The following is a 22,647-nucleotide window of genomic DNA, read 5'->3' as shown; positions in this document are numbered from 1 at the left end:
TAAAAGAGGAGTGGGTTTTGGTGCTCATTCCTTTTTTAGTTTAATATAAAATCTTATGAAAAACATTGAACTCCTTTTTGAAGCTATAAGAATCAAGGATAACGAGCAACTCAAGTCGCTTCTAAAAGAACAACCTGATTTAGCGAATGTTAGAGATTCCAGAGGGTTTACACCTTTAATATTTGCTACTTATTTTGACAATGAGGTAGCAACCAAAATCTTAATAGAACATAATGCGGACATTGATGCAAAAGACCATACGGGAAATACAGCATTAATAGGAGTGAGCTTTAAAGGAAATGAAAAATTAGCAAAATTATTGATTGAGAAGGGTGCAAATATCAACGCACAAAACAATTTGGGCACCACACCATTGATTTTTGCAACCACATATAACCAGCAAAATACAGTAGCGCTGTTACTAGATCACAAAGCAGATAAAACAATACAGGATAAAGAAGGTAGAAAAGCAATTAATTATGCTTCGGAAAAAGGCTATCAAGATCTTGTAGCGCTTTTACAATAGACTGAGCTAAAGATAGAACACAAAAATACGGTTACTCCCACAAGGAAAATAACCGTATTTTTTAAATCTAAAAAATCTAAGAGATCTAATTATCTATTGAACCCATCACACGTTTCATAAAAGCATTTAATGCTTCCTTTTTAGGTGTTCCAGATTTAATCATTTTTTGAACTTCAAGAGCACCATACATATTTGAAATCAGTTCTCCAATAACATCCAATTCTTCATCTTTTAAAGAAGAAACTTCTGTAAGGTTTTCTAAAGTCTCTATTGTTTCGACAATAAAGTCCTCGTCGTTATCTTCAATAAATTGAGATAGATGCTTAATTACTGGTAACTTCATTTACTAAATCTTTTAATACGTCAAACTTGTTCGTTTGCGTTTGGTTTATGAAAGCTCCTTTTTGAAATGTTGCGAAAGTTGGTAGATTATCAACTGTAGCTAGTTTTCTTGATTCCGGAAATTTCTCGGCATCAGCCATAATAAAGGTGATGTTCTCATTTTCCGAAGATAACTTTTTAAACTTTGGTTTCATGATTCTGCAGTTTCCACACCAAGTGGCAGAATACTGTACAATTACGGTGTCATTTTGCGATACTATTTCAGCTAAGTTATCTTGTTCTAATTCTTTTATCATAATAAAATTTTGAATCCCAAATTCCGAAGTAAAAAATAATTACATTTTGGAATTTGGGATTTTGTTTTGGTGATTTTTAGTTCAAGTGCGCTTTTAAATATTCAGCAGTGCCTTTTGCGTTTGCTTGCATTGCGTCTTTTCCTTCTTCCCAGTTTGCAGGACAAACTTCTCCTTTTTCCTGGACGTGGGTTAAGGCGTCAATGATTCTCAAATATTCATTTACATTTCTACCTAAAGGCATATTGTTTACGCTCTCATGTTGGATCGTTCCTTCTTCGTCAATGATGTATGTTGCTCTGTATGTTACATTGTCACCTTCAACAGTGTATAATCCTGTTTCGTCGTTGTATTCAACATCTGTTGTATCTAAAATACCTAATGCAGAGGCAAGGTTTCTGTTTGAATCTGCTAATAAAGGATAAGTTACACCTTCAATTCCACCATTATCTTTTGCTGTGCTTAACCACGCAAAGTGAACCTCTGCAGTATCACAAGATGCACCAATTACAATGGTATTTCTTTTTTCAAATTCTGCTTGTGCAGCTTGAAATGCGTGTAATTCCGTTGGGCATACAAAAGTAAAATCTTTTGGGTACCAAAATAGCACTACTTTTTTATTGTTGTTTTTTGCTTCTTCAAGAACGTTGAGTTTGAAAGTATCACCCATTTCGTTCATAGCGTTTACATTTAAATTTGGAAATTGTCTTCCTACTAAAGCCATATTTATGTTTTAATTAAAGTTATTATTTAGAACAAAATTAAAGCATGCAATAGCTTAATGAAATAGAATTTGATTATAAGAAACTATAAAATTATAGTATGAAAATATGGCTTCAAAAATACACATCATTTTGTGCTGATTTGATAAAGAAAGGATGTGTAAATTATCAACTGAATAAATACAACTACTTTTTAATGAAAAATCAATTTCATTTATTCTTGAGTTGCCTAATCTTTATAGAAAATGCTGCGAAGATTAAAGTTGTAAAAGGACTTAACCAATTAAATATAGCGTACATGAAATACTCACCCACACCCACACCTAAAACACCAGATTGATAAGCGCCACAGGTGTTCCAAGGGATTAAAACAGAGGTTACTGTACCAGAATCCTCAAGAGTTCTAGATAAGTTTTCTGGCGCAAGCCCTCTATCGTGATAAGCTTGTTTGAACATTTTTCCCGGGATTACCAAAGCCAGGTACTGGTCTGATGCAATAATGTTTAATCCCAAACAACTTGCTACTGTACTTGCAAATAAACCAAATACAGATGTTGCCACGGTAAGTAGTGCTTTTGTTATTCTAGATAAGGCGCCAATACCATCCATAATACCTCCAAAAACCATGGCGCAAATTATGAGGTAAATGGTCCAGAGCATTCCTTCCATTCCACCAGCACCAAAAAGCTGTTTAAGTTTATCAATAGTTAATAATCTGCTCAAGCTATCGGTTTTTAAAGCTAATGTGCTTTGATCATAATTAGCATCTTCAAAAACTTGTTCCAATTCTGTTTGGGAGAAGTTTTTCTCAATACCACCATCACTTAAAAGTGCTTCTAAATTTTCATTGTTGTTGATAGCCTCAATATCTTGGTCATTGAGTTTTGCTATATATGCGGAATCATCAATAGGAATATTAGTATCTGTAAAAACTGAGTTTACAATAGTTTTAGATTTAGATCCCGTTACATTTTCTATAACATCTGGCTGAAAAACAAGCGCGAAAACAATAGCTAAAATAACACCTGTGCCCAACGCAATAAGTGGTTTTGTTTTCATCAAAATTAAGGCAACTACAGCGATAGGAACTAAAAACAACCAAGGTGTAATATGAAATGTAGCATCTATGGTTTCAAGAATTTGAGAAATATCTGCATTTCCAGAAGTATCGATTGAAGCACTAATTATTCCGAAGATAATCAAAGTAATTACTATCGTAGGCACAGTCGTCAATGCCATATATTTAATGTGCGTAAACAAATCGGTTCCAGCCATTGCAGGCGCCAAGTTTGTGGTATCACTTAGAGGTGACATTTTATCACCAAAATAAGCTCCCGAAATTACAGCACCAGCAATCATACCTGGGTTAATACCCAGAGCTGTGCCAATGCCAACCAACGCAATACCAACAGTTGCAGAGGTAGTCCATGAGCTTCCCGTTGCAATAGAAATAACAGCAGCAATGATCACAGAAGCTGGCAGAAAAATCTCAGGACTCAATACTTTTAATCCATAATAGACCATTGCAGGTATCACACCGCTAATCAACCAAGTGCCAGCAAGTGCACCAACCAAAAACAAAATCATAATTGGTACGAAAACGCTTTTTAGGTTTTCCCAAACCTCTTTTAGCATAATCGATATTGAGACTTTATTAAAAAAGCCAACCACAGCAGCAACAGCGCCTCCAAGTAATAAAATAATTTGATTTGTATATCCTCCAAACCATTCTTGGTCTTCAACAAAAAAGATATTGTAGGCTAGCATGCCCATTAATATCACAACAGGAATTAGTGCTTCAAAGAAATTAAGTTCCTTATTTTCAATAACATTTTCATTTTTAGCTTCAATTTCTGAAATATTTTTGTCGTCGCTCATCTGTTTTTGTGTCGGTTTTCACTTGTAATGTTACAATAATGTTGTCTATTCTGCAAATCATAATAGTTGCGTACATTTACATTTCAATTCTAAAAAAATAAATGGATTCATTAACTCAAATTGTTTTAGGTGCTGCTTGTGGAGAAGCTGTTTTGGGTCGTAAAATAGGGAATAAGGCTTTATTTTTTGGAGCCATTGGAGGGACGATTCCCGATTTGGATGTGTTCTTCGGAAGGTTATTCTATTCAAACGAAATTGATATTATGCTATTTCACAGAGGCTTTATGCACTCTATTTTATTTTCCATTTTGGCTGGATTTTTATTGGGATGGCTTGTATACAAATTGTATAATAACGGAAATCGTTTAGGCACAACCACAAAAAAAGATTGGATTCTGTTATTTTTCTGGTCATTATTTACGCATCCTATTTTAGACTGTTTTACGCCATATGGCACACAATTATTTGCTCCTTTTTCAAATTATCGCGTTGCATTTAATAATATTGCTGTTGTAGATCCTCTGTATACTGTACCTTTTTTGTTAAGTATGATTGTTTTGATGTTCTATAGTAGAGAGCATCATAAACGTAGGTTTTGGATCAAGATTGGCGTAGGAGTAAGTTCAGTATATATGATTTTTACCATTTTTAATAAGCTCTACATAGATAGTGTGTTTCAAAATTCTTTAGCTGAAAAAGGAATCGTTTATCAAAGGTTTAGCGCTCAACCTTCTATTTTTAATAATATTCTTTGGTACGGAATTGCAGAAACCGATAGCACTTACGAAGTAGCGTATTACTCATTGTTTGATACAACGGATAGATTTTCTGAGTGGATGACATTTCCGAAGAAAAGAGATTTAAAAGAAGACGGTTATGCAGATTTAAAATCTTTAGCTTGGTTTAGTGACGGTTATTATAATGTGGAGCAATTAAATGATAACGCGTATGATTACAAGGATTTACGTTACCCATTGGTTGAAACCAGAGAAGGTTACAAGCCTGTTTTTAATCTAAAATTGTACAAAACTGAAGATCGCTTAAATATGAAACCGTTTGCTCCAGAAATAGACGATCTTGAATTTACTTTGAATGTCATTTGGGAGCGAATTAAAGGAAAATAAAAGCCTTCCAGAATTATCTGAAAGGCTTTATGTTTTTTGTGTTTATGCTAAAACATCCTCAGCTTTTAAAATTTCTAGTTCTTCCATACATGCACGCATCATTTCAAAAGTACGTTCAATATCTGCATCCAGTCCAATAGAAAAACGAATTAGCCCATCACTTAAGCCCATTGCCTTTTGCTCATCTTCAGGAATTTCCGAAGACGTAGAACTTCCAGGAGCAGAGAATAAGGTTTTATAAAATCCTAAACTTACTGCCAAGTAGCCTAGGTTTTTCTCTTGCATAAGTTCCATGAGTTCGTTTGCTTTGTCGAGGCTACCAACGTCTATGGTGAGCATACCTCCAAATCCGTATTTTTCATTCATCATAGATTTGAACAACTCATGTGATGGATGTGATGGTAATCCTGGATAAACGGTTTTTAATCCCGCCTGCTCAAACTTTTGAGCTAAATATGCGCCATTTAAACTGTGTTGTTGCATTCTAATGTGCAATGTTCTCAAGTTCTTTAATACGGAAGCAGATCGTAAACTGTCCATCGTAGAACCTAAAAGCATAGAAGCTCCATCGTTTACATTTCTCAAATCATTGATAAATTCTTGAGTGCCACAAACAACACCACCAACCGTATCACTTGAGCCATTTATGAATTTTGTTAAACTATGGATCACTATATCTGCACCTAATTTTGCAGGAGAGATTGATAATGGGGAAAAGGTATTATCTACCACTAACTTTAAGTTGTGACGTTTTGCAATCTCAGCAAGGCCTTTAATATCTGCAACCTCCAAAAGTGGATTGCTCACCGACTCACAATATAAAACCTTCGTGTTTTTAGTAATGGCAGCCTCAACGATATCTAATTTTGTTATATCTACAAAAGAGGTTTCAATATTAAATCGAGGTGTAAAGTTTTTTAAGAAAGCATACGTACCTCCATAAATTGTTCTACTGGAAACGATATGATCACCAGCTCCACAAAGTTGCATTAAAACAGGTGTAATAGCTCCCATGCCAGAAGCAGATACGTTTGCAGTTTCGGTCCCTTCCATGGCAGCAAGTGCTTCGCCTAAATATAAGTTGGAAGGTGAGGAGTGACGAGAATATAAATAACAACCATCTGCATTTCCCTCAAACGTATCAAACATTGTTTTTGCTGAAATAAAGGTATAGGTTGACGAATCTGAGATTGAAGGATTAACGCCTCCAAACTCTCCAAAGTATTGTAAATCCTGTATGTTATTTGCTGGTTTAAATGCCATTTTTATAATTTTTATTAAATTAAAATTCATATCAAATATGATGATAATTAGATAAAATATCAATGTATATTAGAATAATTAGAATATAAAACTATAATAATGTGATTATTTAGTTATTTTTGTTTTGCAAACCCTATTAGTAAATATCAAACTGAAAAAATTTCAAATTTATGATTCAATTAGATGCTATTGATAAAAAATTACTTAAACTTATTCAAGATGATAGCAAACAGACCAATAAAGAGCTTTCGGGTAAATTAAACTTATCTGTAACTGCGGTTTATGAACGTATAAAAAAACTGGAGCGTGCTCAAGTGATTTCGGGATATGTCGCATTGGTCAATAAAAAGGAAGTTGATAGATCTTTCGTTACGTTTTGTAGTATTAAATTATTGCAGCATACTCAGGATTATGTTGTTCAGTTTGAAAAAGAGGTGAAAAAGTTAGATGAGGTTCTTGAATGCTACCATATAAGTGGTGATTATGATTATTTGCTCAAGGTCATTGTTGCAGATATGGATGAGTTTCGTGAATTTATGGTTAAAAAATTAACCACAATAAGTCATATAGGGAGTACACACAGCGCATTTATGATAAGCGAAGTAAAACATACAACTGCAATTAGTGTGTAATTTTAATGGTTATCTTTAAGCATGCAATCAAACGTTTACAAGCTCACAGAGTTTTTTATAATTTTTATTTTAGTTCCGTTAAGTTTCTCCATAACATATCCCTTAGCGATAAAAATGGGTATCGGGATCTTTGGTTTTATGTATGTTTTGTTCGTGTTGTTGCGGGTCGAAAAAAACAAATTTAAAATTGCGCCACATCTTAATTGGAGCATGTTTTTTAAGTACACATTCGTCCAGTTAATAGGTATTGCAATAGTTACAACGCTCTACATGTGGTTTCTGGATAAGCCAAATCTTTATGTCGTTGTGTTGAACAAACCATTATTATGGTTGTTTATTCTTTTTGTTTACAGCGTTTTTTCGGTATATCCTCAAGAATTGATTTATAGAACGTTCTTTTTCCAACGTTATCAATCGTTATTTAAAAATGATACGCTTTTTATTGTTTTAAATGCTACACTTTTTTCTTTGGCGCATTTATTCTTCGGAAATGTGCTCGTCATGTTCCTTACTTTTATTGGAGGAATACTTTTTGCAATCACATATAAAAGGACAAAATCAACACTATTGGTAACCATAGAGCACGCCATTTATGGTTGTTGGTTATTTACCGTTGGAATGGGCAGCATGCTCGGTTTTCCGTCGTAGAAATTTTCCGAAGAAAAAATTGTTGAGGCAACCATTTTATGTTTATTTGCGTCTGTAGGGTAAGGACCCTTAATTAAATTTATGATTAGATGAAAAAAATAATTTTAGCTTTTAGTGTTATTTTAGTAATGGCTTCTTGTGCCAGTGTAGAGAAACATAATTCGGAAATTACAAAATTACATCCTGTTGAGGATCTGCATAATGATATTGATAAGCTCTACAAGCAGTTGCAACGTCATCATCCTAGATTATATCAGTATACGACTAAAGAAGTTTTGGATTTTAAGTTTGATAGTTTAAAAAAAGCTATGACCGAGCCAATGGATAGTCGTACGTTTTATAAGCAATTGGCAACAGTCACAAAATTTGTTGGTCAAGGTCATATGTCGATTTCTCCACCTAGTGTAAAATTATCAAAAACAGAACGTAAAGAAAGGTTAAAAACACGTTATGACATTAATTATCTAGAGTTCGAGTATTTGGACGATAAACTGTTTATTGCTGATGCTGTAGGTAAAGATTCGGTTTTGATTAATGCTGAAATTTTAAAAATTGAAAACGAAAGCTCTCAAGATTTAATTGCGAAGTATAAGCGTTTAATCGCCTCAGACGGTTATAATACCACTTTTCATGATCGTGTTGTTGGCAATCGTTTTTTGAATTATTATGCGAGTGATAAAGGGACTTTAGATAGTATTTCATTCACATTAAAAAATGCGGATTCTACATCTGTTAAAATGTACAAAAGAAGACCTTTACGAGATAGTCTTGAAATTAAAAGAGATTCCATAAAACTGGATTCTATAAAACTTGTCAACGAAACAAAGCCAAAGCTCACAAAAGCTGAGCGAAAAGCAGCCAAATTAAAAAGAAAAGCTTTGAGAGAATACAACAGTAAATATGGTTTTGTACCAACACCACATATGCCAGAGGTTAAAAATTATACTAGAAACTTAAACTTTGTTGGTAAGGATAGTACTATCGCACTAATTAAAATAAAAGGATTCCAAAATGGAAAGTATGAAGGATTCTATGATGATACATTTAAAACCTTGGACTCATTAAATACCGAAGTGTTAATAATAGATTTAAGAAATAATTTTGGAGGTCGCTTAAACGAAATCGATTATTTCTATTCCTATCTCACAGATGAAAACTACACCTTTCTCAATAAAAGTGAAATAAATAGCAGGTTTCCAATATTGAAGAGTATGATGAGCAACTCCAATTCTATTTTGTTTAAGGTTTTTGTAGGCATATTGTCACCTGGTCTGGCTACTGCAGATATTCTTGCTGTAAGCAAAAAAGATGGTCAGTTGTATCGCAAGTTTAAATCTGCAAAGCCAAAGGAGCCTAAACCGCTAAATTTTAAAGGAAAGATTTATGTTTTAATAAATGGAAACTCTTTTTCAGCATCATCAGTATTATCAACCCAGTTAAAAGGAACTGAGCGTGCTACTTTTGTTGGCGAAGAAACTGGAGGCGCATATAATGGTACCGTAGCTGGACTATTTAAAATTTACGAATTACCCAATACTAAGGTGAGAGCCAGAATAGGATTGGCTCATATAGATTCTAAATATAAAACAGATGTAGATGGTTATGGTGTAAAACCAGATGTTGAAATCATACCAACATATCAAGATCGACTCAATAATGTTGACCCAGAATTAGAATGGGTTTTGAAAGATATTGAATCTAAAAAGTAAATTTTAAGTTTTAAAGAAATTAATTATTCCTGTCCATATATTTATTTATAAAGACAGGAATAATTTTTTAATCCGTTTTAGTCTTCCATTGTAAATCCTATTTTTACGGTCACTTGCCAGTATGAGACTTTTCCGTTATCGCCAATAAGACCTCTAGATTCTACGATTTCAAACCATCTCATGTTTTTAACAGATTTAGCAGCCTTTGCCAATGCATTTTCAACAGCATTATCGCTAGAGGTTTCCGAAGAACCCACAATTTCAATTTTCTTATACGTGTGATTACTCATGATATTATAATTTAATGTTCAGCATTAAGATACAAAATTATGATGGCTTCCACTCATTTTGGGTAAATCTAAATTCGTACTTTTGTATTCGATTTTTAAACTGAAAACCAAAACGATAAAAAATTCTTTATGAAATCATACGATGTAGCAATAATAGGTTCTGGACCTGGTGGATATGTAGCAGCAATTAGATGTGCACAATTGGGCATGAAAACAGCAATTATTGAAAAATATTCTACACTTGGCGGAACGTGTTTAAACGTAGGCTGTATCCCAAGTAAAGCCCTATTAGCATCATCCCATCATTACGAGGAGGCAACAAATCATTTTGAAGAACATGGGATTGAGATCCCTGGTGATATCAAAGTCAATCTAGAGAAAATGATTGGTCGCAAGCAAGCGGTTGTTGATCAAACTACTGGTGGAATTGATTTTTTAATGAAGAAAAACAATATTGATGTGTTTGAAGGTCTGGGGAGCTTTATAGATGCAAACCATATTAAAATTGAAGGAAAAGATGCTCAAGACATCGAAGCTAAACATATTATCATAGCTACAGGGTCAAAACCTGCAAACTTACCATTTATCACGTTGGATAAAGAACGAATTATTACGTCTACGGAAGCATTAAAACTCAAAGAAATCCCTAAGCACATGATCGTGATTGGAGGAGGCGTTATTGGTTTAGAACTTGGTCAGGTTTACAGACGTTTAGGTGCAGAGGTAACCGTTATTGAATTCATGGATAGAATCTTACCAACTATGGATGCTGCGTTATCTAAAGAACTGAACAAAGTATTTAAAAAGGCTAAATTCAATATGAACATGTCTCACAAAGTGCAATCTGTTGAGCGTAACGGTGATGAGGTTATTGTTAAGGCTGAAAATAAAAAAGGTGAGATCGTAGAGTTTAAAGGCGATTATTGCTTGGTTTCCGTAGGAAGAAAACCATATACTGATGGATTAAATGCAGAGGCTGCTGGTGTGAAACTAACAGATCGCGGACAAATTGAAGTCAACGAGCATTTACAGACCGCAGTTAAGAATATTTACGCCATTGGTGATGTTGTAAAAGGTGCGATGTTAGCACATAAGGCTGAAGAAGAAGGTGTTTTTGTTGCTGAAACGTTAGCAGGACAGAAACCTCATATCGATTATAACTTAATTCCGGGAGTGGTTTACACTTGGCCAGAAGTTGCTGCAGTAGGCAAAACAGAAGAAGAGTTAAAAGCAGATGGAGTAGAGTACAAAGCTGGACAATTTCCGTTTAGAGCATTGGGAAGAGCCAGAGCAGGAGGAGATTTGGATGGATTTGTAAAAATCTTAGCCGATAAAAAAACAGACGAAGTTTTAGGAATACATATGATTGGCGCACGTTGTGCCGATTTAATTGCTGAAGCTGTCGTTGCTATGGAGTACAGAGCATCTGCAGAGGATATCTCTCGCATGTCACATGCTCATCCAACGTATGCAGAAGCCATGAAAGAAGCAGCCTTGGCTGCGACTGAGGATAGACCTTTACATATTTAAATAAGCACTATGAATATAAAAGTAATTTTTGTGCTTTTTCTATTATTCAGTTTCAGTGGATATGGACAGAATAAATATTTTGAAACCGAGAGGATTCAGAAAGTTTTTCTGAAAGAATGACTAAGTTATTTGGAGAGAATGAGCCTTCCGAAGCATTTGATGAAATGAAGGATTATTGGCCTCTAGCAGAGACAGAATTAGATTTAATTAAAGAAAAGACTTTAAAATGATTAAACATAATGGAGTCTAGGTTTGGTAAATCTATAGGGATTACTAAAGTCAAACATCTCAAGCTTGGAGATGTTGCATATAAAGATGTTTACTTTGTAAGATATAAAGTAATTGCGTTACGATTTATTTTCATTTACTACAAAAATGAAAATGGGTTGCTAATGAATTCATTTAAATTTGATGAAAACTTTGAAGAAGAATTTTAACTATAAAACGAACACATTGTGTTCGTTTTTTTTTTTTTTTTTTCTTTCTGTGGTTTTGATAATAAGTCGATTTTATGTCAACTTATTTCAGGATGGGATATTTAATTTTTAAAAAGCGAACTTACTAAGTTCGCTTTTTTTATGTTTAAATAGTTTGCTGTGTAACAATTTAATATCTTTAAAGACAAATAGTTAATTAGTTAATCAACCTCAACTACACCATTAACCTAATTTACTTTCTAACCAAAGTAAATGATTACATTATTTCGTCGTTTTAGGGAACGACTACTCTCCACCCAGTTTTCCGAAGCTTCTGCGAAAGCAGGAGACAAATTCTCGAAATATCTTATCTATGTTAATGGCAAAGTTATCCCTATGGTTATTAGTAGTCTCAACGCTTTTCAAATTAGTAGTTTAAAACAAAAACCAATTAAATCATGAAAACCAAAAAACCAAACTGGAGCAAATCAGAATTACAAATTTACATCATGCTACTCTGTGCCAATGCAGATAAAAAAGAAACAGAAGAAGAATTGGAAATGATCCAAAAAAAAACATCCAATAAAATCTTTCTAAAAATGCATAAAAAATTCCATAATCATTCTGAAAAAGAGCGGTTAGATAAAATTGAAAAGGTTATTGATAACCATAATTACAGTCAGATGGAACTCGCATCTTTTAGAAGAGAAATGTACAAAATTTTCTTTTCGGATTGTAGTTTTAGTATGATGGAAGAACGTCTAGATAGAACCTTGGATAATATTCTTTACTAAAAAACCAAATAAGCTTACCGCTTTCTCGGGAAATAAATATGATTAAATTTTTTAGACATATACGTCAACGGTTAGTTGCTGAAAGTAAATTCAGCAAATATTTACTTTATGCCATCGGAGAAATAGTGCTGGTTATAATAGGTATTCTTATTGCTTTAGCAATTAACGAAAATGTAAAAGATAGAAATAATCTAAAATTACGTAATCAATATATAATTCAGTTAGAAGATGAAGCAAACCGTAATATAATACGATTAAATGAACTTAATGATTTTACAATTAAAATGCTTAAAGAAATTGATACTTTAGGTAACATATTATATACCAAAGATTACGATAACCCAAAAATAGCAGAAAAATCAGAAATAATATTGCGTACTAATGGCTTAAACCCAACAACGGTAATCTATGAGAATTTGAAATTCTCTGGTGACCTAAAATTGTTTGATGATTTAAACTTGCGTAACGCTATTTCTGAACCTTACGAAACATTTAATGATATAAAAGTCGTTGAAGATTTAGATTTTGCCGGATTCCTAGATTATTATGAGAATTTTTTAATTAGAAATGTGAGCTTTTTTGAGATGCAGTTAACCTCAAAAAGTTATGCAAAAGAAATCCATTTTCAGAATTATATTATAGCACGAAGAACATCTTTAAATCTAAATAAAGAGGCCTATGAGAGGTCCATTGAATCCTTAAACAAACTAAAGACCATTTTTGCTGAATTAAAAAATGATAATTAGATGACCAAAATACAATTAGCTAAAATTTAGACTGTTGCATTTTATTATAACCATACGCTAACCAATGATTAAATTCTTTAGAAAAATTAGATACAACCTCTTGGAAACAGGCAAAACATCCAAGTATCTAAAATACGCCATTGGCGAAATCATCCTCGTTGTTATTGGGATTTTAATTGCGCTCTCTATTAACAATTGGAATGAAATCCGAAAGCAAAAAGAAACCACCAATTCAATTTATGTTATTGTAAAGGAAGATCTGATTAATGATATTTCAGAAATTAATCTAATTTTAAAATATCATGATGAGGTGAGAAAGCCCTCATTTGAAACCGTTTTAAACACTAACCTTACAAAAGAAGATTGGTTAAAAAATCCACAATATTTATCTGTAATAGATGGATTTAAAGATTTTTCCATTAATCAGCGTGGTTTTGAATTGCTGAAAAATCAATCTAATCTTATTGCAAACACGAAACAAAACCTAGCTTCAGAAATCAACTTGTTCTACAATCAACATCTTGTAGAAATAGATGTTGCAATCGATGAGTTATTCCGTGAAAATGTAGATATTAATAAAAATCTAAAAAAACATGATTGGTTTTCTTCTTTCTTACTGCACAAGGAAACTGAAGGCATAATAGATTACATTTCTAATAATACCATTGCAAAAAACGAGATAGCATTATACTATGTGATTTTTGATGTTTATGCACAAGAATTGAGAAATTTTAGAGAAAACGCAAAAAACATAATAATAAAGATTGATCAGCAATTAAAGGAGAACTAGAAATAACGAAAGCACAACAATGTTTCTACTTCATTATAACCAGCAATTAACCAATGATAAAATTCTTTCGAAAAATTAGACAAAACTTACTTTCAGAAGGAAAAACTGGAAAGTATTTAAAATACGCTATCGGAGAAATTGTACTCGTAGTTATCGGAATTTTAATTGCGTTACAGATTAATAATTTCAATAATAGTAGACAGGAAACAAAAATAGAACAAGCGTATTTATTGTCGTTACAAACTGAATATGAAACTAACCTAGAAAAAATAAATATTAGTCTTCAAGCAAATAAGGAACGAGTAAATGCAGTAGAGGATATGCTGACTTTATTTGATACTAATGTACTGGACACAATAAGTGATAAAGCTATATCAGATATATTGTATTCAGTTTTTTCTGGCGACGCAACCTTTCAACCCTCAAAAGGAGTATCAACGGATATTATAAGTTCAGGGAATCTTAATGTAATTAAAAATAAAAAACTAAGACAACGTATTGCTTCATTTGAAAGCAAATTGGATTTTTTAAAATTAATGCGAAATGCTATTAATACTTTAAAGAGTAAACTAAAAAATCAATTAAACAAGAATGGAAGTATCCGAAAGTTGTTGATGGGTAGAGGTCGTGAATTTGAACATAATTCAATTTCCGATTCAATTAACAATAGGCAAATCTTTAGTTTGATTGAATTTGAAAATAACCTTTTAGATTACTATCTAACAATTAAAGCAGCCAATGGACCAAGAGTTTTTGGCGGAATAAAAGAGCACATAGAACTCATTTTAGTTGGTCTTGAATCAGAAATAAAACTATGATAAAGTTTTTCAGACATATAAGACAGTCACTAATAATGAATAATCAAACAGAACGCTATTTCAAATATGCCTTTGGTGAGATAGTTCTTGTTGTTATCGGAATATTGATTGCACTTCAAATAAACAATTGGAACGAGAAGCATCAAGCTCAAAACAAGATGGTAAGTAATTTTCAAAACTTAATTGAGGATTTGGAAAGTAATAAACTTCAGCTATCAAATCTTATTGAAAGAAGGATAGAAATATCAGAAGGAGCTGGGTTATTGATTGATAACTATGAAAATCAAATCCAGGTTAACGAAAATAACTTTATTGCTTTACTCTTCCCTGTTCTATCTGAAAGAAATTTTAAAATCAATAGAAACGGAATTGATAAGGTTGTATCATCCTCTGCATATGAACTTGAACAGATGGAAACCATTAGAGACCTTATCAAATCATATATACAGATTAACAACACTCTAAACGCATTTGAAATAAAAGAAAATGCTGCGATTGAAAATATGGAAATGATAACTGCTGGAAATGGATACTTTAGAACTGTTTGGAAAACATTTCGCAAAAACAGATTTAAAACTACAACAGATTATAATAATCCAGATTTTGATTTTCTTAAAATTATGGAGAATGATGAACTATTATATATTTTGTTTCGGTATGAATTTGTAACTCAAACTGCGAGTAAACATTACAATGATCTCACTGAAAAAGGCGATGAAATCATAAAAGCAATTGAAGACTATAAAACAAAATAACTAAAGCACAAACCGCTTACCTATGATAAAATTCTTCCGTAAAATACGCTACAATCTTATGAGTGAAAACAAAACAGGCAAATACTTTAAATACGCCATTGGCGAAATTGTTCTAGTTGTTATTGGGATTCTCATTGCGTTACAGATTAATAATTGGAATGAAAATAGAATCAACATCAACTTAGAAAAAGACGTAATTGCAAAACTTCATATCGACTTTACGCAAAATAAAAGGACTTTAGAGGAATTCACAATAGGAAATAAAACTGAGATGAATGCCAACATGGAACTGATGAAACTAATTGGAGCCTCAAAAGAAGAACTTCTAAAGCACAACTTAGATAGTTTGTTTTTTATGTCTTTAGCAGCAAACGAGCTAGCTTTTGCTGATAATACGCTTAAAAATATTATGCAAAGTGACCAGCTAAATCTTTTAAAAAACGAAGATATTTCTGCGCTACTTTATAAATGGAATGAGCTATCAGAAATAAGAAAAACTAGAATGAATAAATTAGATGACTGGGCAAATGATAAGTTTATCCCTTATTTAATATCTAAAATTTCATTTAAGGAGATGGATGCTATAGGTAATTTAAAATGGACCGGTAAATCTAAAGTTAAACCTGATTATTATCCATTATTTCAAGAAGTAGAGCTTGAAAATTATTTAGATAATAGTCTTTGGTTGCATCAGCAAATTGTAGACCGATGTGAAGACACAATGATCTTAATTAATGAGATTATCAATGCTACAAAACCTTAGTCTCTATGATAAAATTCTTTAGACATATACGTCAAAACCTCATTGTGGAAAACAAAACAGGCAAATACTTCAAATACGCCATTGGCGAAATTATCCTCGTAGTAATTGGTATTCTCATTGCTCTACAGATTAATAACTGGAATGAAACTCAAAAAGGCAAAATGAAAGCTAGCACTATTTTGGAAGCAATTCGTTCCGATATGGTTAAAGATTTAGATCGAATAGAAGATTTAAAGCCTTATTGGGGAGAAGAAATATTATTCTTTAAGAAAGTATTTCCTTCTTATAAATATCCTATAGATATAGAGAATATTGTAGACTTAGATACTATTAACCAAGTGAATTATTCGACATTATTTGATTATGATGCACCATTTAGATCTAACACTAGCGCCTTCGATGCTATGATTGCTGATGGTAATTCTGACCTTATAACAAATGACACTCTATTTTCAAATATTCAAAAGTTCTATACTTTTAATGTTCCTACCAATGAAAATCTATTCGAAATTTTGAGGCAACGCTCATCAGATTTAAACTATAAATATGCACATGTAATAACTTATAAGCCCTATAAAAATATTAATGATTTAACGGATGAATATTTAATAGCAGATCTTAATATTTATTTTCGATCAAAGAATTTTTATTACTGGAGAACATTTATAATAAACCAAGAAAGTCTTACAGATATAATTGCTCAAATTGATAAGGAATTAGAACAATAGCTGAATTAAAATAACGAAAGCACAAGAACTAACCAATAAGATTCCCGCTTTCTCGGGAAACAAATATGATAAAATTCTTTAGAAAAATACGCCAAAAAATGTTAACCGAAAACAAGTTTAGTAAATATTTACTTTATGCAATTGGAGAAATTGTACTGGTAGTAATAGGAATTTTAATTGCTTTATGGCTAAACAATTTAAATTCGATATCTCAAAATAAAGAAAAAGGCGATATTATGCTATTAGAAATTCGGGATAACCTTGTGTCTGACACCCTTTTAATTAATGAAATATCAATTTTTAACGCAGAAAAGTATTCGGATATAAGTAAATTTATGCAGATTACTGCAGAAAAGAAATTATCCAAAGAACTTGGTGATAAAATGGTTCTACTTATGTCTGAAGGTAAATTATTCACCAATATAAGTTTCACACCTAATAGCACAGGCTACAAAACTCTAACCAACTCTGGTAATATTGAAATGATTTCCAATACAGAATTAAGAAATGAATTGACACAATACTATCTAAAAACTTCTATAGCAGCATTTGAAGAATTAATCAATCTAACTAGGTCTTTTAAGTATTATATTTTGCCCAAAGTTATAAATAAGACTTTTGTTAAAAAAGCTACTAATCTTGATTTTCACATACGAAACCTCGAAGACATTAAGCTTAATGAGGATGAAAAAATGGTTAGCGATATGCTTCTAATTCTAGCTAATATTAATCAAAACGAAGAAGCATTAGTAGAACTGAAAAAAGATTTGATTCATCTCATTGCATTAATTGATGACGAACTAAAAAAGTAACAATATATTAAATTAAAACGTTTATAAAACTGTTGTAATACTCAATAACCAACCAACAAGATTCTCGCTTTCTCGGGAAATAAATATGATTAAATTTTTCAGAAAAATACGATACGATCTTATAGAGAAAAATAAAACAGGTAAATACTTTAAATACGCTATTGGAGAGATTATCCTCGTGGTAATTGGTATTCTCATTGCACTTCAAATTAATAATTGGAACGAAAACAAGAAAGCAAAAGAAAAAGAACGCCAAGTATTAACCGAAATTATTTCAGATTTAGAATATACACTTCAAGATTTAGACCGAGTTCTCAATAAAAGAACCAACAACTTAAAAAGAACCATAAATTCAATTAATACCATAATTGATGTGCTTAAAACAGATAAACCTTATCATGATTCTTTGGCATATCATTTTAGAGCAGTTCACGCTTACGATGAGATAGATTTTAAAACCAGTGGTTATCAATCCTTAGTATCTATTGGCACTGACCTAATTGAAAGCCCAAAGATTCGTTCAGCGATTGGTAAGTTTCACACCTCTTCTATTAATGATACTCAAGGCAGTTTTGAAGAAGTTCACATGGATTTTTATAGCTATATGATGGATTATTACAGAAAGTATTTCACAACAATTATTGTTAGTAATTCTATTGACAAGATGGTTCCCAATGATTTTGAAGGACTAAAAAATGACAGCGAATACATACAATCATTAAATGCATTTTTAGGTGTTAACATCGCTTACTTCGAAACTTTAAATCAAGTCAATGATGAAGCAGAGCAATTAAAAAAAGACATAGAAAGTTATATAGAGTAGTAACGTTTCATTTCGCCCTTGATGAGGTATCCACAATTAATGAAATCCTGAATCGAGTTCAGGATGACAACAACATTTTAATATGATAAAATTCTTCAGAAAAATAAGATACAACCTCATGGAACAGAATAAAACTGGTCGTTACTTCAAATACGCCATTGGCGAAATTATCCTCGTCGTGATTGGTATTTTGATTGCCCTTCAGATTAATAATTGGAATGAAAATAGAAAGATAAATTATCAAGAGTTTGTTTATTTACAAGACCTAAAAAATGATGTTACTTTTGATATTAAGACGCTTAATGCAAGAGTTACAGATAATAATGAAATCGTACGTAATATTGATGCCATCTTAACACTCATTTCCTCAAAAAAAATGTTTACAGAACAAGATGAAGTATTACTTGCTGATATGACATTGAAATTATTTGGTGAATCTTATTTTATTCCCGAAAAAGGAACCATTAATCAAATACAATCGAGTAGTTCTGGTAGCTTTATAAAAAACAAAACCTTACGAGATCTTATATTTAGATATTATTCCAACGCTGAGAGAATTGAAAAAAACATGGAACAAAGTATTCAAATTTACCAACATCAAATTATTACTCCCACATTAATACATCCAGCAATAGCAAAAAAGAGCATGAATATAGATGCAGAAGTACCTCTATTAGATATGTCTCTGTTGATAAAAAATAATGATTATCTAAATGCATTAGCATTAAAATCAGTTGGCACTCAAAACCAAAATATACAGTATTTAAAAATTATAGGAAAAGCAGAGAAAATCTTATCGATTATTAATACCGAACTAAGTAATGATTAAATTCTTTCGAAAAATAAGATATAACCTCATGGAAACAGGAAAAACTGGTAAATATTTTAAATACGCCATTGGTGAAATTATCCTTGTGGTTATTGGTATTTTAATTGCTTTGCAGATTAATAATTGGAATGAAAATAGAAAAGCTTCCAATGAGGAATTAAATATTTTAATCGCTTTACAGTCTGATTTTTTAATATCAAAAAACCGTATACAGGAAACCATTAAAGTTCAAACTAATGCCATGAGACATAGTGAGGAACTTATTAAAATCTACGAAAGACAAAATAAAATGGAATTCGAATATTTTGATACACATTTAGACTCTTTAGATTACCTTATTTCTTATGGAGGTTCATGGTATCGTGCAGAACCTATAACAGGTGCATACAACTCTTTAATTAGTGCAGGTAAAATAGACTTAATTCAAAATCAAGATTTAAGACAATTACTAGCTCAATTTATTGCTGATTTTGAATCTGGTTTTGAAGACCAAGACACAGCCATGAGTCTACTTGATGTACTGAATAAAGAAACGACCCATTTCGTTTTAAAAATAGCTAGTAATAAATTTAGAGAGCGATTTAATTTTGAACCGAGAAGAGTTAATGAGTTAAACATTGCAGCATCTTTTTTTTCAAATGATGCATTTTTCGGCAACTTATATCTAAAATCTGCACTTGAATACAATAGAATAATTAGGCAAAATGAATTATTAAACCAGACAAATTCTATTCTCAATCTTATCAATCAAGAATTAAAGATAAAGTCAAATTAATAAAAGCAACAACAATAGTACGTGATTAAATTCTTTAGAAAGATGCGTAAATAGTTTTTTATCGAAGGTAAAACCAGCAAGTATTTTAAATACGCCATTGGCGAAATTGTACTTGTGGTTATTGGTATTCTCATTGCTTTACAGATTAATAATTGGCAATTTAACTCAAGTAACTCATAACTCCTTAATCAAATCAAAAATTCTTAGTCGGTTACTGTAATCGTATTCGTTGATGTCTCTTACAAAACAATATGGACTTATTTCTTCACTTTTTACTTTTTCTGAAAGCTCTTCAACAGTAAATGGCCCAAATTCCCTAGATTTTTCTATGTAATAAAACTTGTGTTCGTAAATAAGGTTCGTTACTTTTTGCTTGTATTTTTCCCTGAGAAATATTTTGATGTCATCAACGCTATTTAGATCTTCAGTATAATTTGTAGTATTTATGTAAAGCGCAAACTCCTGTTTATCTTGATGGTTGAGTACCAGTATGTCGTTATCTTTAAAATAGGCTTTTACTGTAATAGTGCCATCTTCGGTTTCTATAGAAAATACATTTTGAGAGTCAATCGTCCAAGATGTTTTTATGAGATAATCCTTTCTGGAGATTTCAAGAACATTGTTCTTTTTAAAAGTATAAGTCGATTTTTTTTTGGAAATACCGTTGACCAAAACCCATGAAGTATCAATAAATAACGATTCATAATGAACCGAATAATCAAATGGTTTTAAATTAGGGATAGCATTGTGTAGGTATTCTTTCATTAAAAAGCAGACTTAAAGTACATAGCAATTACTAAGGCAACGTCTAAAATACGTTTTTATTGAATAATCATCAAAATTTTTCAAGTTGCTTTAAAACTTCTTTTTTATAAGATCGACTAATGGGTAAGGATTGATTGTTAATAGTAATGTATTCATTTGTAAAGGATTGTATACAATTAATTGAAATAATATAAGAGCGATGAATCCTTAAAAATAAATGCTTTGGCAATTTGGCCTCAATTGCGCTAATGGTCTCTCTGGTAACGATTGTCTCGTTTTCCAAATGTATTTTGAGATAATCACTTAAGCTTTCAATATAAAAAATAGAATCATAATCAATCTTAATCATTTTACGGTCTGATCGTACAAACATAAAGTCAGAAACTGTTTCAATAGCACTGCTTGGAGTTGTCACGTTTCCGTAGATATCAAAATAGGTGTCCAGGGCTTTTTTTAATCTTTCAAATGAAATCGGCTTGAGTAAATAATCAACCGCTTTGAGCTCAAAACCCTCAACCGCATAATCACGATAAGCAGTGGTGAAAATAACTTTTATGTCACTATTAATGGATTTAGCGAAAGAAATTCCAGATATTTCTGGCATATTAATATCCAAAAAAACCAGATCGATATTACGATTGTTAATATGCTTAAAGGCGTCAAAGGCATTGCTGCAGCTCGCCACAACCTCAATGTTTTTTAATTTGGATAAATGCGTTTCGATGATTTCTCTGGCAATGGCCTCATCATCAACAATTAAACAAGAAATTTGTTTTGACTCAGACATTTGCTGCTTTTTTTAACCTCAGTTCAACTTCAAACGCCTGTGATGTATCTTTAATTTTCAAATTATGAGATTCTGGATAAAGGAGCTCCAAGCGCTTTTTTATGTTTTCTAATCCTATCCCGTGGGAAGTTGATTGCTGGTTGGTATTAGAATTATTTATTCGGAAATGTACCGTATCCTCAACCGCAATCAATTCTATATCAATAGTCAGGGTTTTATTTTTTAGGCTGCCATGTTTAAAACTGTTTTCAATAAACGGAAGTAGGAGCATAGGCGCAATGGTCGCATTTTTTGAGTCCAGTTTGATAGACATATTCACATTGAGCGTATCATGAAAACGCATTTTTTCCAAAGCGATGTAATCTTCAAGATGTTCAATTTCTTCTTGGATGAGTACAAATGGTTTTTCGGTTTGATATAGCAAGTAGTCCAGTAAATTGGAGAGTTTTAAAATCATATCTGGCGTTTGCTCTGCTTTTTTCAAAGCCAGTCCATACATTGTATTTAAGGTATTGAACAAAAAATGCGGATGAATTTGCATCTTTAGATAATTAAGCTCCTGTTCTTTTAATCTTAATTGCGCATCTAAAATTTTTGTCTCAAGAGCTTTTGTTTTTGCTGTTTGTTTTAAATTAAGTTTCAATAGTTTAAAAGCACTCACAACAATAACAACCAAGTATACAGCTGTACTAACGAAAATGATGTTTTTTGTTGCAGGATTCATATCTGCATATTCAAAATTCGAAATATAGATGAGACTAAAAAAGATAGAAACCATTAACAGATACAACGAAATGATAAGCGTATAGGTTGTGTAAAGCGCAAATCTCCAATACCTTTTTTTGATAAGATAATCTGGGATCAATTTATAGATAGAGACATAAGTTGTAGCAATTGTAATAGGCATTAAAAAGATTGAAAACGAAAGCGTATCTCTATAATTGGCATCGTTTACTCCAAAAAAATAGGTAAAAAAGAATAGAACACCACACCAAAAGAGTAGGTGAAGAAGTACTTGTCCTAATTTTATTAAGATGATTTGTTTTGTGAACATATACCTATTATCACTACAATAATACTATAATTTTC

Annotated in this window: 28 protein-coding genes; 19 read left to right on the top strand and 9 right to left on the bottom strand. The window is 31.9% G+C overall.

Features of this window, described 5'->3' with window-relative positions:
* The first annotated feature begins 55 nt into the window (after nucleotides 1–55).
* Nucleotides 56–526 (top strand): ankyrin repeat domain-containing protein, encoded by a 471-nt coding sequence (locus GQ40_RS06545; RefSeq protein ID WP_047546828.1) that lies wholly within the window; start codon nucleotides 56–58, stop codon nucleotides 524–526.
* Nucleotides 527–611: 85 nt separating this feature from the next.
* Here GQ40_RS06545 and GQ40_RS06540 read toward each other — a convergent pair whose 3' ends face one another.
* From GQ40_RS06540 to GQ40_RS06525, 4 genes are all read right to left on the bottom strand, one after another.
* On the bottom strand, nucleotides 612–869 hold the full coding sequence (locus tag GQ40_RS06540; protein WP_047546826.1) for a DUF6952 family protein: 258 nt from the start codon (nucleotides 867–869) through the stop codon (nucleotides 612–614).
* Nucleotides 850–1,164 (bottom strand): thioredoxin family protein, encoded by a 315-nt coding sequence (locus GQ40_RS06535; protein WP_047546824.1) that lies wholly within the window; start codon nucleotides 1,162–1,164, stop codon nucleotides 850–852. The genes GQ40_RS06540 and GQ40_RS06535 overlap by 20 nt, the downstream gene beginning before the upstream one ends.
* A 76-nt stretch (nucleotides 1,165–1,240) precedes the next feature.
* Nucleotides 1,241–1,885 (bottom strand): peroxiredoxin, encoded by a 645-nt coding sequence (locus GQ40_RS06530; protein ID WP_047546822.1) that lies wholly within the window; start codon nucleotides 1,883–1,885, stop codon nucleotides 1,241–1,243.
* Nucleotides 1,886–2,093: 208 nt separating this feature from the next.
* Complete coding sequence (locus GQ40_RS06525; RefSeq protein ID WP_047546820.1) at nucleotides 2,094–3,761, bottom strand: Na+/H+ antiporter NhaC family protein; 1,668 nt, start codon at nucleotides 3,759–3,761, stop codon at nucleotides 2,094–2,096.
* A gap of 101 nt (nucleotides 3,762–3,862) precedes the next feature.
* On the opposite strand from GQ40_RS06525, the gene GQ40_RS06520 reads away from it, so the two are divergent.
* Nucleotides 3,863–4,885 (top strand): metal-dependent hydrolase, encoded by a 1,023-nt coding sequence (locus GQ40_RS06520; RefSeq protein ID WP_047546818.1) that lies wholly within the window; start codon nucleotides 3,863–3,865, stop codon nucleotides 4,883–4,885.
* Nucleotides 4,886–4,927: 42 nt separating this feature from the next.
* On the opposite strand, the gene GQ40_RS06515 is transcribed toward GQ40_RS06520, so the two are convergent.
* The gene (locus tag GQ40_RS06515; protein WP_047546816.1) at nucleotides 4,928–6,148 is read right to left on the bottom strand and encodes an aminotransferase class I/II-fold pyridoxal phosphate-dependent enzyme; all 1,221 of its coding nucleotides are present in this window, start codon (nucleotides 6,146–6,148) and stop codon (nucleotides 4,928–4,930) included.
* Nucleotides 6,149–6,321: 173 nt separating this feature from the next.
* On the opposite strand from GQ40_RS06515, the gene GQ40_RS06510 reads away from it, so the two are divergent.
* From GQ40_RS06510 to GQ40_RS06500, 3 genes are all read left to right on the top strand, one after another.
* Nucleotides 6,322–6,780: an Lrp/AsnC family transcriptional regulator gene (locus GQ40_RS06510; RefSeq protein ID WP_047551600.1), complete on the top strand. Its 459-nt coding sequence runs from the start codon at nucleotides 6,322–6,324 to the stop codon at nucleotides 6,778–6,780.
* A 21-nt stretch (nucleotides 6,781–6,801) separates the two neighbouring features.
* Nucleotides 6,802–7,428 carry a CPBP family intramembrane glutamic endopeptidase gene (locus GQ40_RS06505; protein WP_047546814.1) on the top strand — a complete coding sequence of 209 codons (627 nt, stop codon included), beginning with the start codon at nucleotides 6,802–6,804 and terminating at the stop codon, nucleotides 7,426–7,428.
* Nucleotides 7,429–7,517: 89 nt separating this feature from the next.
* Entirely contained in the window at nucleotides 7,518–9,137 is a 1,620-nt protein-coding gene (locus tag GQ40_RS06500; RefSeq protein ID WP_047546812.1) for a S41 family peptidase, read from the top strand.
* A gap of 77 nt (nucleotides 9,138–9,214) precedes the next feature.
* Here GQ40_RS06500 and GQ40_RS06495 read toward each other — a convergent pair whose 3' ends face one another.
* On the bottom strand, nucleotides 9,215–9,427 hold the full coding sequence (locus GQ40_RS06495; RefSeq protein WP_047546810.1) for a dodecin: 213 nt from the start codon (nucleotides 9,425–9,427) through the stop codon (nucleotides 9,215–9,217).
* Nucleotides 9,428–9,556: 129 nt separating this feature from the next.
* On the opposite strand from GQ40_RS06495, the gene lpdA reads away from it, so the two are divergent.
* From lpdA to GQ40_RS17055, 14 genes are all read left to right on the top strand, one after another.
* Nucleotides 9,557–10,957: a dihydrolipoyl dehydrogenase gene (gene lpdA, locus GQ40_RS06490; RefSeq protein ID WP_047546808.1), complete on the top strand. Its 1,401-nt coding sequence runs from the start codon at nucleotides 9,557–9,559 to the stop codon at nucleotides 10,955–10,957.
* A 239-nt stretch (nucleotides 10,958–11,196) separates the two neighbouring features.
* Complete coding sequence (locus GQ40_RS06485; protein ID WP_047546806.1) at nucleotides 11,197–11,394, top strand: hypothetical protein; 198 nt, start codon at nucleotides 11,197–11,199, stop codon at nucleotides 11,392–11,394.
* A gap of 252 nt (nucleotides 11,395–11,646) precedes the next feature.
* Nucleotides 11,647–11,835 (top strand): hypothetical protein, encoded by a 189-nt coding sequence (locus GQ40_RS06480; RefSeq protein ID WP_047546803.1) that lies wholly within the window; start codon nucleotides 11,647–11,649, stop codon nucleotides 11,833–11,835.
* Complete coding sequence (locus GQ40_RS06475; RefSeq protein ID WP_047546801.1) at nucleotides 11,832–12,167, top strand: hypothetical protein; 336 nt, start codon at nucleotides 11,832–11,834, stop codon at nucleotides 12,165–12,167. Before GQ40_RS06480 ends, GQ40_RS06475 begins: the two co-directional genes overlap by 4 nt.
* A gap of 38 nt (nucleotides 12,168–12,205) precedes the next feature.
* Nucleotides 12,206–12,913, top strand: coding sequence for a hypothetical protein (locus GQ40_RS06470; RefSeq protein WP_047546799.1), 708 nt, complete (start codon nucleotides 12,206–12,208; stop codon nucleotides 12,911–12,913).
* A 64-nt stretch (nucleotides 12,914–12,977) separates the two neighbouring features.
* Nucleotides 12,978–13,703 carry a DUF6090 family protein gene (locus GQ40_RS17090; RefSeq protein ID WP_052184173.1) on the top strand — a complete coding sequence of 242 codons (726 nt, stop codon included), beginning with the start codon at nucleotides 12,978–12,980 and terminating at the stop codon, nucleotides 13,701–13,703.
* Between the two features lie 53 nt (nucleotides 13,704–13,756).
* Nucleotides 13,757–14,521 carry a DUF6090 family protein gene (locus GQ40_RS17085; RefSeq protein ID WP_052184172.1) on the top strand — a complete coding sequence of 255 codons (765 nt, stop codon included), beginning with the start codon at nucleotides 13,757–13,759 and terminating at the stop codon, nucleotides 14,519–14,521.
* Nucleotides 14,518–15,276, top strand: a complete 759-nt coding sequence (locus GQ40_RS17080; RefSeq protein WP_156115534.1) for a DUF6090 family protein — start codon at nucleotides 14,518–14,520, stop codon at nucleotides 15,274–15,276. The genes GQ40_RS17085 and GQ40_RS17080 overlap by 4 nt, the downstream gene beginning before the upstream one ends.
* Before the next feature lie 22 nt (nucleotides 15,277–15,298).
* Nucleotides 15,299–16,039 (top strand): hypothetical protein, encoded by a 741-nt coding sequence (locus tag GQ40_RS17075; protein WP_156115533.1) that lies wholly within the window; start codon nucleotides 15,299–15,301, stop codon nucleotides 16,037–16,039.
* Between the two features lie 44 nt (nucleotides 16,040–16,083).
* Nucleotides 16,084–16,767: a DUF6090 family protein gene (locus GQ40_RS17070; protein ID WP_197052652.1), complete on the top strand. Its 684-nt coding sequence runs from the start codon at nucleotides 16,084–16,086 to the stop codon at nucleotides 16,765–16,767.
* 65 nt (nucleotides 16,768–16,832) lie between these two features.
* Nucleotides 16,833–17,579 (top strand): DUF6090 family protein, encoded by a 747-nt coding sequence (locus GQ40_RS06440; RefSeq protein ID WP_156115532.1) that lies wholly within the window; start codon nucleotides 16,833–16,835, stop codon nucleotides 17,577–17,579.
* Nucleotides 17,580–17,664: 85 nt separating this feature from the next.
* Nucleotides 17,665–18,402, top strand: a complete 738-nt coding sequence (locus GQ40_RS17065; protein WP_052184168.1) for a DUF6090 family protein — start codon at nucleotides 17,665–17,667, stop codon at nucleotides 18,400–18,402.
* Nucleotides 18,403–18,520: 118 nt separating this feature from the next.
* On the top strand, nucleotides 18,521–19,231 hold the full coding sequence (locus GQ40_RS17060) for a DUF6090 family protein (RefSeq protein WP_156115531.1): 711 nt from the start codon (nucleotides 18,521–18,523) through the stop codon (nucleotides 19,229–19,231).
* Nucleotides 19,232–19,259: 28 nt separating this feature from the next.
* Nucleotides 19,260–20,006, top strand: coding sequence for a DUF6090 family protein (locus tag GQ40_RS17055; RefSeq protein WP_052184166.1), 747 nt, complete (start codon nucleotides 19,260–19,262; stop codon nucleotides 20,004–20,006).
* A gap of 174 nt (nucleotides 20,007–20,180) precedes the next feature.
* Here GQ40_RS17055 and GQ40_RS06420 read toward each other — a convergent pair whose 3' ends face one another.
* The 3 genes from GQ40_RS06420 to GQ40_RS06410 all read right to left on the bottom strand — a co-directional run bounded on the left by GQ40_RS06420 (nucleotide 20,181) and on the right by GQ40_RS06410 (nucleotide 22,612).
* Nucleotides 20,181–20,771 carry a hypothetical protein gene (locus GQ40_RS06420; protein WP_047546795.1) on the bottom strand — a complete coding sequence of 197 codons (591 nt, stop codon included), beginning with the start codon at nucleotides 20,769–20,771 and terminating at the stop codon, nucleotides 20,181–20,183.
* A 70-nt stretch (nucleotides 20,772–20,841) separates the two neighbouring features.
* Nucleotides 20,842–21,558, bottom strand: coding sequence for a LytR/AlgR family response regulator transcription factor (locus GQ40_RS06415; RefSeq protein ID WP_047546793.1), 717 nt, complete (start codon nucleotides 21,556–21,558; stop codon nucleotides 20,842–20,844).
* Nucleotides 21,551–22,612 (bottom strand): sensor histidine kinase, encoded by a 1,062-nt coding sequence (locus GQ40_RS06410; RefSeq protein WP_047546791.1) that lies wholly within the window; start codon nucleotides 22,610–22,612, stop codon nucleotides 21,551–21,553. The genes GQ40_RS06415 and GQ40_RS06410 overlap by 8 nt, the downstream gene beginning before the upstream one ends.
* Nucleotides 22,613–22,647 lie beyond the last annotated feature (35 nt).

It is taken from the genome of Psychroserpens sp. Hel_I_66 (assembly GCF_000799465.1).
In the GTDB taxonomy this organism is placed as follows: domain Bacteria; phylum Bacteroidota; class Bacteroidia; order Flavobacteriales; family Flavobacteriaceae; genus Psychroserpens.
The sequence above is the reverse complement of the archived record's forward strand: the minus strand, read 5'-3'. Positions and strand labels throughout refer to the sequence as shown.